This window comes from Pseudomonas piscis (assembly GCF_009380155.1).
GTDB lineage: Bacteria > Pseudomonadota > Gammaproteobacteria > Pseudomonadales > Pseudomonadaceae > Aquipseudomonas > Aquipseudomonas piscis.
The window spans coordinates 1-12,445 of sequence record NZ_WHUV01000013.1 but is presented as its reverse complement, the minus strand read 5'-3'; the positions used below and the strand labels follow the sequence as shown (position 1 = coordinate 12,445).

At 62.0% G+C, this 12,445-nt stretch carries 5 protein-coding genes, 2 rRNA genes and 2 pseudogenes; 6 read left to right on the top strand and 3 right to left on the bottom strand.

Going from position 1 to position 12,445, the window contains the following annotated elements:
- The 4 genes and pseudogenes from rrf (GDH07_RS33020) to GDH07_RS33010 all read left to right on the top strand — a co-directional run.
- Nucleotides 1-80, top strand: a 5S ribosomal RNA gene (gene rrf, locus GDH07_RS33020); the annotation flags it as partial.
- A gap of 113 nt (nucleotides 81-193) precedes the next feature.
- Nucleotides 194-309, top strand: a 5S ribosomal RNA gene (gene rrf, locus GDH07_RS32135).
- 565 nt (nucleotides 310-874) lie between these two features.
- Nucleotides 875-1,900: pseudogene (locus tag GDH07_RS33015) on the top strand (HAMP domain-containing protein); the annotation flags it as partial.
- 69 nt (nucleotides 1,901-1,969) lie between these two features.
- A complete protein-coding gene (locus GDH07_RS33010; protein ID WP_371263538.1) occupies nucleotides 1,970-2,755 on the top strand; it encodes a methyl-accepting chemotaxis protein in 786 nt (261 codons plus the stop codon).
- A 68-nt stretch (nucleotides 2,756-2,823) separates the two neighbouring features.
- Here the strand turns inward: GDH07_RS33010 and GDH07_RS32125 are convergent, their stop codons facing one another.
- Complete coding sequence (locus GDH07_RS32125; RefSeq protein ID WP_343038404.1) at nucleotides 2,824-3,588, bottom strand: thioesterase II family protein; 765 nt, start codon at nucleotides 3,586-3,588, stop codon at nucleotides 2,824-2,826.
- A gap of 232 nt (nucleotides 3,589-3,820) precedes the next feature.
- On the opposite strand from GDH07_RS32125, the gene lapG reads away from it, so the two are divergent.
- Together lapG and lapD are read left to right on the top strand one after the other, a co-directional pair.
- Entirely contained in the window at nucleotides 3,821-4,513 is a 693-nt protein-coding gene (gene lapG, locus GDH07_RS32120) for a cysteine protease LapG (protein ID WP_031321178.1), read from the top strand.
- A gap of 14 nt (nucleotides 4,514-4,527) precedes the next feature.
- Nucleotides 4,528-6,474, top strand: a complete 1,947-nt coding sequence (gene lapD / locus GDH07_RS32115; protein WP_152899889.1) for a cyclic di-GMP receptor LapD — start codon at nucleotides 4,528-4,530, stop codon at nucleotides 6,472-6,474.
- Between the two features lie 41 nt (nucleotides 6,475-6,515).
- Here the strand turns inward: lapD and GDH07_RS32110 are convergent, their stop codons facing one another.
- Together GDH07_RS32110 and GDH07_RS32105 are read right to left on the bottom strand one after the other, a co-directional pair.
- A complete protein-coding gene (locus tag GDH07_RS32110) occupies nucleotides 6,516-6,854 on the bottom strand; it encodes a hypothetical protein (RefSeq protein ID WP_022643052.1) in 339 nt (112 codons plus the stop codon).
- Nucleotides 6,855-7,015: 161 nt separating this feature from the next.
- Nucleotides 7,016-12,445: pseudogene (locus GDH07_RS32105) on the bottom strand (LapA family giant adhesin); the annotation flags it as partial.

The following is a 12,445-nucleotide window of genomic DNA, read 5'->3' as shown; positions in this document are numbered from 1 at the left end:
ATCCCGAACTCAGCAGTGAAACGATGCATCGCCGATGGTAGTGTGGGGTTTCCCCATGTGAGAGTAGGTCATCGTCAAGATTAAATTCCGAAACCCCAATTGCGAAAGCAGTTGGGGTTTTGTCTTTATGTAGAAGCTACTGATTTTGCTGATACGTTTGACTTCTAGGTCAGACGGATCAGACATAGAATTTCTTGACGACCATAGAGCATTGGAACCACCTGATCCCATCCCGAACTCAGCAGTGAAACGATGCATCGCCGATGGTAGTGTGGGGTTTCCCCATGTGAGAGTAGGTCATCGTCAAGATTGAATTCCGAAACCCCAACTGCGAAAGCAGTTGGGGTTTTGTTTTTCCAAGTCAGAAAACCAGGGCGAGCCAAGGCCCACGGGCATTCCTTTTCCCGGCGTGTTCCTCGCAGCCTTAATGCCGACCCCAGCCATGCGCAAGCCGATCATCCAGGCCCATGCTTCAGCTCCTTGGCCCAGCCCAGCCCAGCCATGGCATGGTCATCAATATCCCCCGGGTTTCGCCTATTGCACTTCGAGGCTGTCCTGCAGGGGCAACCTCACGGCGACTTATCCACAGCCCTTGGCCGCGGTGCTATTCCTCCAGGCGATGCCATGCCTACTCCTTCCTGTGGACAAGTCTCCCAACCCAAGAGCCACGACTGCTCTAGCGTGCCATTCGGCGGGATTCTGATAATTCAGGCGAGTAATTCAGATAATTCCCTAAGGGTTCGAGGATTCTTGCCGACAGAGTGTTGAGACATGCGTGCACCAAGTAGAGCGGTCAGAGAATGTCGCCTGCGCTGTTACCTGGAATGTTGCATTCCGTACGCATCCCCACTTTCGGCATAAGAAGTCCCATGAAATGAATCTCAAGTTCAGCCATAAAATCCTTTTGGCCGCCTCTGGCGTAGTGGTTCTGGCTTTTGCGTTGTTCACTCTGTACAACGACTACCTGCAACGCACTACCATTCGACAGAACCTCGAATCCTCCATCCAGCAAGCCGGCGAGCTCACTTCCAGCAGTGTGCAGAACTGGATGAGCGGACGGATCCTGGTGCTCGAGAACCTGGCGCAGAACGTTGCTCACCAGGGGCATAACGCTGACTTCCCGGGCCTGGTCGACCAGCCAGCCTTCACCACGAACTTCCAGTTCACCTACGTTGGCCAGGCCAATGGCACCTTCACCCAGCGTCCCGACGCGAAGATGCCCGACGGCTACGATCCACGCCAGCGTCCCTGGTACAAGCAAGCTGTCGCTGCCGACAAGACCATGTTGACTCCGCCCTACATGGCGGCCGTCGGTGGCCTGGTGGTGACCATCGCCATGCCGGTGAAGAAACAGGGCGAGCTGCTGGGCGTGGTCGGTGGTGACCTGAGCCTGGAGACCCTGGTCAAGATCATCAACTCGGTGGACTTCGGCGGCCTCGGCCATGCCTTCCTGGTCAGCGCTGACGGTCAGGTGATCGTCAGCCCGGACAAGGACCAGGTGATGAAGAACCTCAAGGACATCTACCCTGGCGCCAACGTACGGATCGCGAACGGCAACCAGGAAGTGGTCCTGAACAAACAGGAGCGCATTCTCTCCTTCACTCCGGTGACCGGCTTGCCGAACGCCGAGTGGTACATCGGCCTGTCCATCGACAAGGACAAGGCCTACGCGCCGCTGAGCCAGTTCCGCACCTCGGCGCTGATTGCAATGTTCATCGCAGTGGGCACGATCGCGGTGCTGCTGACCCTGCTGATCCAGGTCCTGATGCGTCCACTGGTGACCATGGGTCGTGCGATGCAGGATATTGCCCAGGGCGAGGGCGACCTGACCCGCCGCCTGGTGGTGGCGAGCAAGGATGAGTTCGGTGAACTGGGTAGCTCCTTCAACCAGTTCGTGGAACGCATTCACGCCTCGATCTCCGAAGTGTCCTCGGCCACTCGCCAGGTCCACGATCTGTCCCAGCGCGTAATGACCTCGTCCAACGCCTCGATCATCGGCTCCGACGAGCAGAGCGCCCGGACCAACAGCGTAGCGGCAGCGATCAACGAACTGGGTGCCGCCACCCAGGAAATCGCCCGTAACGCTGCCGATGCCTCCGAGCACGCCAGTGGCGCCAGCGATCAGGCCGACGACGGGCGCCAGGTGGTCGAGCAGACCATCCAGGCGATGACCGAGCTGTCGCAGAAGATCAGCCTGTCCTGCACCCAGATCGAGACACTGAACGCCAGCACCGACAACATCGGGCACATCCTCGACGTGATCAAGGGCATCTCCCAGCAGACCAACCTGTTGGCACTCAACGCCGCCATTGAAGCGGCCCGCGCCGGTGAAGCCGGCCGTGGTTTTGCCGTGGTGGCCGACGAGGTGCGCAACCTGGCGCATCGCACCCAGGAATCGGCGGAAGAGATCCACAAGATGATCACTTCCCTGCAGATCGGTTCCCGCGAGGCGGTGTCGACCATGAACGCCAGCCAGGCTTCCAGCGAAGAGAGCGTCGAAGTGGCCAACCAGGCCGGTGCCCGCCTGATCAGCGTGACCCAGCGCATCGGCGAAATCGACGGCATGAACCAGTCGGTGGCTGCTGCGACCGAGGAGCAGACCGCGGTGGTGGAAGCCCTCAACATCGACATCAGCCAGATCAACCTGCTGAACCAGCAAGGTGTCGCCAACCTCAACGAAACGCTGAAGGATTGCGATGCCCTGTCGCAACAGGCCAGCCGCCTGAAGCAACTGGTCGACAGCTTCAAGATCTGAAGCCCGCCCCGGGTTTTCCAAAGCCCGCTCCTGCCTCATGGCAGGGCGGGCTTTTTCATGGCCGGGATTCAGCCCAGGGGTTCGCCTAGCAGCCCCAGGTGGGTATTGATCACCTGCAGCAGGCGCTGGCGTTGGGACTTGATGAAGAAGTGGTTGCCCAGCACCTCGATCAGCTCGAACTCACGGGTGGTGAACTCTCGCCAATTGAGCATGTGGCTGGCGGTCGCCAGTGGGTCCTCGCTTCCGTAGAAGGCCGTCAGCGGCACGTTGAGGCAGCCGCTGGAGGTGTCGTACCAGGTTTCGAAGAGCTTCAGGCCGGTACGCAGCAATTGCTCATAGGCTTGCAGGTCGTCCTGTCCACGGGGGATCTCCAGGGGACTGCCGCCCAGGGTCAGGATCGCCTCGCGAAAGGCCGCATCGGGCAGGGTATGCAGCAGGGGACGACGGGGCAAGCTGTCAGGGCTGCGACAGCCGGAGACGAACAGGTGACGGGTCTGCTGGGGGAACCGCACCTGGGCGTATTTGCTGGCCTCATAGGCCAGCAGCGCCCCAAGGCCGTGGCCGAACAATGCATGGGGCTTCTGCAGCCAGGGGGCCAGCGCTGCGAAGGTATTCTCCAGCAGGCTCGGCCAGTCGTCACAGGGGGCTTCGTAGCGCCGTGGACCATGCCCCGGCAAGTTCACCACCACCAGTTCGATATGGTCGGCCAACCCGCTGGACCAGACTCGCAGCTGCTCGGCGGCCGCCCCGGCCTGGGGAAAACAGATCAGGCGGATCTGCGTGGCTTGTCCAGAGTTGACCACCAGGGTCCATTGTCGGGTATCGGTATCCACAGCTTTTCCTTAAGCATGGGGGCCGGCAGTTCCTCTCCCGGCGAGACAGGGCACTAAAATAGTGGCTGATGCTGTTCAATGCACGCGCTCGTCAGGCTCTCGTGCACAGCAGGCGACGGCTGCCCGCTGCGGAGCACATTCTGCCGGTGACTGATTTCAAGGTGCCATTGTTTTTTGCCGGGCCAGCCTTCACCATCAGCCGATTCACGATAGCTCCCATGGATGCGACGCATTGGCGGCACGTTTAGCTCTTTCCCGGACCCTGCGCTGGTTCGGCTCGGCATTGCTGCTGGCCGGCATGCTGTTGGGCGGCCTGCACGCCGACTGGGACTTCTCCCTGATCAGCCGGCGGGCTACGGCGCTCTATGGACCCCTGGGCGAAGGCCAGCAACGCATCGACGCCTGGCAGCACCTGCTGGCGACCCAAAAGCAGGTGGCCGAGCGCGAGCAACTGAAGGTGGTCAACCTGTTCTTCAACAAGAACATGCGATATGTCGAGGACATCGACCTCTGGCACCAGGTGGACTACTGGGAAACACCGATCGAGGCCTTGTGGAAGGGCGCCGGCGACTGCGAGGACTATGCCATCGCCAAGTACTTCAGCCTGCGCCGCCTTGGGGTCTCCAGTGACAAATTGCGCATCACCTACGTCAAGGCCCTGCGCCAGAACCGCGCGCACATGGTCCTGACCTACTATTCCACCCCGGACGCCATGCCGCTGGTACTCGACAGCCTGGAAGACTCGATCCGCCCGGCCAGCGAACGGACCGACCTGTTGCCGGTGTACTCCTTCAATGCCGAAGGGCTGTGGCTGCCGGGAGCCAAGGGCAACAAGCGCGTCGGTGATACCAAGCGCCTGTCGCGCTGGCAGGATGTACTGAAGAAAATGCAGGCCGAAGGATTCCCGGTCGAGACGACTAACTAGGAGCACGAGCCCAGATGTCTTTGTTCAAACAACTGCTGATCGCAATCTGCGTGTTCCTGGTGGTGGCCTTCAGCGGCAGCTTCATGGTCAGCCTGGAAAGTTCGCGCACCCAGTACGTCAACCAACTGCGCTCCCATGCCCAGGATGCGGCCACCGCCCTGGCCCTTTCGCTGACGCCGAACATCGACGATCCGGCGATGGTCGAGCTGATGGTCAGCTCCATCTTCGATAGCGGCTACTACGCCAGCATCCGGGTGGTGGACCTGGCCACCGACAAGACCATCGTCGAGCGCAGCGGTATTCCCGAGGTGGGCAACGTTCCCCAGTGGTTCGTCAGCCTCATCGGCCTGGAGCCGGCCGGTGGCGATGCCATCGTCAGCCGCGGCTGGGAGCAGGCGGCCCGGGTCGAGGTGCTCAGCCACCCGATGTTCGCCGTGGCCAAGCTGTGGCAGAGCGCCCTGGGCAGCCTGGGCTGGCTGCTGATCTGCGGAGCGGTGAGCGCGGTGCTCGGGGCGCTGTTGTTACGTCGTCAACTGCGGCCGTTGGACTACATGGTCAAGCAATCCCATGCCATTGCCCGGCGCGAGTTCCTCAGCCTGCCGGAGCTGCCGCGGACCCCCGAGCTGCGCCGGGTGGTGCAGGCCATGAACCAGATGGTCGAGAAGCTCAAGGCGCTGTTCCAGGAGCAGGCCGAGCGCAGCGAAAAACTGCGCGCCGAATCCTACCAGGACAGCCTTACCGGGTTGGCCAACCGGCGATATTTCGAAATGCAGCTGCATGCCCGGGTCAGCAATCCGGAGCAGGCCAGCTCCGGCTACCTGTTGCTGTTGCGGGTCAAGGATCTGGCCGGACTGAACCAGCGCCTGGGCGGCCAGCGTACCGACCAGTTGCTGGTGGCGGTGGGTGAACAGCTGCTGCGCGAATGCGACAAGTACCCCGAGACCCACAACCTGGTCACCCGGGTCCGTGGTGGCGAGTTCGCGGTGCTGGCCCCGGGCCTGGTGCGTGAGGAAGCCATCCAGCTGGCACAGAACCTGGATAGCGCCCTGGGCAACCTGCACGCCACGGGCGCCACCGATGTGGCGTCGGTCGCATCCATTGGCCTGGCGGCCTTTGCCCATGGCGACTCGCCGCAGGCGGTGCTCAGCCTTGGCGACCAGGCCCTGGCCCAGGCCGAGGCCCAGGGCGATGCCAGCTGGGCCTGTCTTGACCAGAGTGCCAGCGCCCAGGTCGGGGACGATCACCATGCCTGGCACAAGCTGCTGGATCAGGCCCTGTCGCAGCGGCGCTTCCAGCTGTATTTCCAACCGGTGGTGGCGGCCCGGGATACCTCGCTGGTACTGCACAACAAGGTGTTGTCGCGGTTGCTCGACGAACAGGGCCAGACCATCCCCGCCGGGCGCTTCCTGCCCTGGCTGGAGCGTTTCGGCTGGACCTCGCGCCTGGACCTGCTGATGCTCGAACAAGTGCTCGGGCACCTGGCAGGCCATTCCGAGGCCCTGGCGTTGAACCTGTCGGCCGCCACCCTGGCCGATCCGCATGCACTTAACCGGGTCTTCGATCTTCTGCGCCAGCACGCCGACCTGGGTCCTCGCCTGACCCTGGAGATCGGCGAGGAGCAATTGCCGGACCAGGCCCGCCTGGAGCAATTGACCCGGCAACTGCGGGAGCTGGGCTTCTCCCTCAGCCTGCAGCGTTTTGGCGGTCGCTTCAGCATGATCGGCAACCTGGCGCGGCTGGGCCTGGCCTACTTGAAGATCGACGGCAGCTACATCCGCGATATCGACCAGGAAAGCGACAAGCGCCTGTTCATCGAAGCCATCCAGCGTGCCGCCCACAGCATCGACCTGCCGCTGATCGCCGAGCGGGTCGAGACCCAGGGCGAGCTGCAGGTGATCCGTGAAATGGGCTTGTTCGGAGTACAGGGACAGTTGTTCGGCGAACCTGCACCCTGGAACTGAGAAGCCGGATCACGCCCCGCCGACAGGCCGGTAGGGCGGATTCAGATCAATCCGGTTTCATCATCGTTGATCAAGCGGCTCAAGCCACCTAACGCCTCACGGGCGTTGCTGCGGTCCAGCAGCTTGACCTGAGCCGCTTCCGGCAAGTCGGTGATGCGGATCACGCCCTTGCTGGTCAGGATCTGGATCAGGTCGTCCAGCACCCGGATCATATCCAGGTCACTGTGCTTGAGTTGCTTCAGGCTGACTTCCACCGCCTCGTTGGCATACCAGGTCTGGATCTCGTGGTGGTCGGCGGGCAGCGTCTCGGTGGCTTCGGCGTAAGCGGCGGCTTCCACGCGAATCAGCTGACCTTGTGCATCGCGTTGCACGTAGAACATGGCATATCCCTCAGGCATTTTTCTCAGCGTCTAGCCGCCGGCAGCATAGGCCAACGCGGTACTCAGGAGGCGAGTATGCGTTGTGCCGGGCCAATCGTCACGGCGCTTGCTGTCTGCCGGGGCCTGGCCACCGCTGGCGAACGGCGGTGGCCAGGAGCCGATCAGCTGTTGTTGTGGTCGATCTTGATGGTCGGATCGCTGCCGGCGATCAACGAGTTGATGCTGGCATTGGACCAGTTGTTGCCTTCCAGCTTGATCGTCACGTCGGCGTTGGCCAGGCCGCCGGCGGCGTTGAGCTTGCCTTCGGAGCTGACCTGCAGGGTCGAGACCCCGTCCACGGTGGTGATCTTGAGGAAGTTGTCGATGGTGCTGGCGCTTTCGCCCTGCAGCAGGTCCCGCAGGTCGATCCGGTCACCCTCGCTGGCCTTGAAGTCCTTGATCACGTCGTTGCCAGTGTCGCCGGCCTTCCAGACGAAGGTATCGGCTCCCGAACCGCCGATCAGGATGTCGTTGCCCTGGCCGCCGATCAGAGTGTCGTTACCGGTGCCGCCCAGCAGGATGTCATTGCCCTTGCCGCCGTCCAGCAGGTCGTTGCCGCCCTGGCCGAAGAGAATGTCATTGCCGGCGCCGCCCAGCAGCGTGTCGTTGCCGTCGTGGCTGCCAGATACATCGAACTCGGTGTAGTGCTCGGTGATGTACTGGTGCACGTTGCTGGCGCTGATCTTGCTCACATCGACCCCGGTCTGCTTGGCCACATAGGCCTGCATGGCCTGGTAGCCCTCGCCGGCCACACCGTTGAAGCTCACCAGGTCGCCGAACAGGATGTCGTTGCCATTGCCGCCGCTGATGGTATCCGCACCCGGCATGGTGGCCTCGGTATGGCCGATGATCGAGTTGGCCAGGTCCTTAGGATCGATATTGGTCTGCGGCTTGCCATCGGTGTCGTACGGCTTGAGGTCGTTGAGGCTGACCCCGTTGTTCAGGCCGATGGCCTCCACTTCCGACAGCTTGCTCAACAACGCGAAGCCGGAATTGGAGTTGTTGGTGGTGTACCAGTCGGTGCTGTTGCCGGAACCGTCCCGGTACGACAGCTCGTAGGTGCCGTCGCCCTGGGCGTGCACGGTGCCCAGCTCCCTGGCGCTCCAATAACCCCCGCCCCAGCCGGTATTGATATAGGTCTGCAGGGTCAGCGTACCGTTGCTGCTCACGCTGTAGGCGTGGGTGTTGTCCAGGTACGTGGTATTGATGGTGTCGCCCAGCTTGTAGTTGTTGACGTTGATCAAGTCATCGAGCTTCGGACCGCCGCTGTAGAGCGTCGGGTTGGTTTGCTCGCCGGCCTGGTAGTAGGTCGGCTTGCCGTCGGTGATGAAGTACGTCAGGTTCTTGGCATTGGTGTTGCTGGTGGCCTGGTTGCTCTGGAAGAAGTTGGCCGTGGCCTTGAACACGTCCTCGTAGTTGGTACCGCCGCCGGAGCTCATAGAGTCCAGCACGGCCTTGAGCTGGTTCAGGGCGTTCGGGTCATTGAGGTTCACCGACACCGTCTTGTTGACCTGGGTGTCGAAGTCCGCGAGGAAGATGTTCACCGTGCCCGAACCGGCGCCGCCAATGCTGTTCTTCAGGGTGTTGAACACCGCGGTCAGGGATTCCTTGGCTGCGGCGATGGACGAGCTGCTCATGCTGCCCGAGCTGTCCACCATGAAGGCGATGTTGTAGTTGGTGCCCGGGACCACGGTCAGGCCACCGATGTCGGCGACCACGATGTCGTTGCCTTCGGTGCCGGTGAAGGTGTCGTCGCCGGAAGTGCCGACCACCGGGTTGTATACGGCCGGGTAGACCTTGACCGGGATCTGCGCCGAGGTGCTGGCCGAACCGCCCAGGGACTCGGTGGAGGTCGACGTCACATTGAGGTTGAACGTGCCGTTGTAGTAAGGCGGCGGAGTGACCGTCAGGCTGCCCAGGTTCCAGCCGGTGACGTTGGCTTCGCCGGAACTCGCGGTCACGGTGAAGCTGTGGCCGGCGCCGTCGCTCAGGACCGAGCCTTCAGGCATCCCGCTGATCTTCACGCTCAAGGTTTCCGAACCATCGGTATCGGTCAGGGCGGTGGTGATCTTCGACACCTTGACGCTGCCACCTTCGGCACCTTCATTGAGCTTGTAGCCATCGTAGTAGCCTTCACCGTTGCTGCCATGCAGCTCGGAAAGGGTGACGCCGGCATTGTTCAGCGCGGTTTCGTTGGGATACATCGGGATGTTGGCGCTGTTCAGGTCGACTGCCGCACCGCCATTGACCGACAGGTTGACATCGTAGCTTCCCGGGCCGCTCTGGTTGGCATGGTAGATGTCCAGGGTGTAGTAGCCGCTGGTGGTCGGGGTGAACGAGCCGCTGATACCGCCACCCGAGCCCCACAGTGCGGTGGCCACGTTCTTGCCGCCAATGGTGATCAGCAGGCTGTCGTCGCCGGTACCACTGAAGCTGTAGGTCTTGCCGGCCTCGAGGTAGATCAGTCCGGAAGTTTTCGAACCGCTGCCACCTGCGACGCTGCCATCGGACTGGGCATTGGTCACCGTCGTGCTGCTGGTCGGTTTGCCGGAGTTGTCGAACACCGCCTTGAGCGCGTCGCCGGTAATGCCGTTGCCGTTGGTTCCCAGGCCGTTGAGGCTGGTCCAGGTCTCTTTGAGCAGGCCGACGGAGTTCACATTGTTGTTCGCCACGCCCAGGCTCGGTGCATCGGCCACCGGAGTGATGTCGATGTTCACCGTGCCGGTGTTGCCCAGGGCCTGGCCGTCGGTGGGCTGGAACTTGATCTGCGCGTAATCCGCCTGCTGGTTGCCCACGCCGTTGCCGCCGTAACCATTGGTGCCGGATTCATTGGCATCAGGCGTGAAGCGCAGCTTGCCGGCATCGATATCGGCCTTGCTGAAGGTCTGGTTGTTGGCCACGTCCTTCCAGGTCGAACCGTCGAGGTACTGCAGCTTGCCGTCGCTCGGCAGCTGGGTGATCTTCACGCCGAGGCTGGACGCCGGGCTGTCGACATCGCTGACGCCGAAGTTGTTCCAGGTCAGGGTCAGCGCGGTGTCTTCGGTACCGGTCACTGCGCCGCCGGTGGCTACCGGAGCATCGTTGACCGCCACCACGTTGACCGTGGTGGTGGCGACGTTGGAGTAGTTGCTGCCATCGGTCACGGTCACGGTGATGGTCCGTGGCGTGGTGCTCGGATCTTCACTGTTGTTGGTGAAAGTGATGTTCTTGATCTGCTGCATGTAGTCGGCCAGGGTCGCGTTGCCCGACAGGGTCAGCGTGATCGAACCGTCTTTGCTGTTGGCGTTGATCGTGATGCCGTTGACGCTGTTGCCCAGGTTCAGCGAGTCCCCGGGCTGACGGTTGGTCAGCACGATGGTGGCGCCGGTGAGCATGGTGCTGTCCGGATCGGTGATGCTCAGGTCGGTATCGGCGATCGACACGCCAGGGCCGCTGGTGCCCTCGGTGAAGGTGACCTTGTAGTCGGCGCCGGTGGCACCGCTGGAGTTGTTGGCATCCAGGTCGATGACCGGCGGCGCGTCGTTGTCGATGATCGAGGTGGTGACGCTACCGTTGGTGCCGCTGACCACCAGTTTTTCGAAGTTGCCGCCAGTGGCCGAGTCGATCTTGACCACGAAGTTTTCCGTGCTCTCGGTGATCTTGTCGTCGATGGTCGCCACGTTGAAGGTGGCGCTGCTGGCGCCGGCCGGGATCTTCACGGTGTAGACGCCGGTGAAGTCCGAGCCGTCGGTGGCCGTGCCGCTGTAGCTGATCTTCAGGGTGACTTCGGTTTGCGCCGGGTGGGTCAGGCTCACGGTGTAGCTGGCGGTCTGGCCCTCGACCACCGAAGCGCTGCCGGTGATGCTGACCGACGTGGTGTCGATGGTATCGGTGACGTTGGTCACGGCCGGGGTGGTATCGGTGACCAGCTTCTCGAAGTTGCCACCGGTAGCGCCGCTGATGCTGGCGTTGACCTTGCCGGCGTCGATGTACACGTCATCGGCTGGCGCGGCGACGGTCACGGTGCCGGTGGTCTTGCCCGCGGCGATGGTGATGACGGCGCCGTTGTTCAGGGTCACGGTCACCGGAGTGCCGGCGGCGTTGCTCAAGGTGGCGGTGTAGACGATCGAGCCGCCCTCGGCCACGGTGCCGGTAGCGCTGAGGCTGAGGGTCGTGGTGTCGACGGTATCGGTCACGGTGGTATTGACCGGAGTCTTGTCCCCTACGAGTTTCTCGTAGTTGCCGCCGCTGACGTCGGTGATCGAGTTGGTCACGGAGCTATGGCCGATCAGGGCATCGTTCGGGGCAGTGATACTCACCGAGCCAGTGCTTTCGCCAACCGGGATGGTGATTTTCTCACCGTTGGCCAGGGTGACGGTCACCGGCGAACCGGTGACCGGCGCGGTCACGGTGGCGGTGTAGGTGATGGTTCCGCCTTCGGCCGCCGAAGATGTGGCCTTGAGGGTCACGGTGGAGGTATCGATGGTATCGGTGACATCGGTCACGGCTGGCGTGGTGCTTGGGACCAGCTTCTCGAAGTTGCCGCCTTCGGCTTTGGTGATGGTCGCTTCGACCTTGCCAGCATCCTTGTACACATCGTCGGCCGGAGCCGGAACAGTGACGGTACCGGTGGTCTTGCCGGCACCGATCGTGATCACTGCGCCGTTGCTCAGGGTCACGGTGACGGGAGTGCCGGCAGCGTTGGTCAGTGTCGCGGTGTAAGTGATCTGGCCACCTTCAGCCACGGACGGTGTAGCTGTCAGCGACAGGTTGGTGGTGTCGATGGTGTCGGTCACGGTAGTGCTGACCGGTGTTTTATCAGCGACCAGGTTCTCGTAGTTACCGCCAGTCACATCGGTAATGGAGTTGGTCACCGATGTGTGGCCAACCAGCGCGTCGTTTGGAGCAGTGACGTTGATCGAGGCAGTGGTTTCACCCACTGGAATGGTGATCTTCTCGCCATTGGCCAACGTGACAGTCACAGGCGAACCAGTCACAGGTGCAGTGACGGTCACGGTATAGGTGATCTGGCCACCTTCGGCTGCCGAAGGGGTCGCCTTCAGCGATACGGTGGAGTCGTCGATGGTGTCAGTGACGTTAGTGACCGCTGGCGCAGGGTTGGTGACCAGGTTCTCGAAGTTGCCGCCTTCAGCTTTGGTAATGGTGGCTTCAACCTTGCCCGCGTCTTTATAGACGTCATCGGCAGGAGCCGGAACGGTGACGGTACCGGTGGTTTTACCCGCCTCGATGGTGATTACGGCGCCGTTGGACAGAGTCACGGTAACCGGAGTACCGGCAGCGTTGGTCAGGGTGGCGGTGTAGGTGATTTGGCCACCTTCGGCGACCGTACCAGTAGCGCTCAAGCTCAAACCAGTGTCGTCGACGGTATCGGTGACGTTGGTATTAACTGGAGTCTTATCGGCGACCAGGTTCTCGTAGTTGCCACCGCTCACATCGGTGATCGAGTTGGTGACGGAGCTATGGCCAACCAGGGCATCGTTTGGTGCAGTGACATTGATCGAGGCGGTGGTTTCACCGACTGGGATAGTGATCTTCTCGCCATTGGCCAGGGT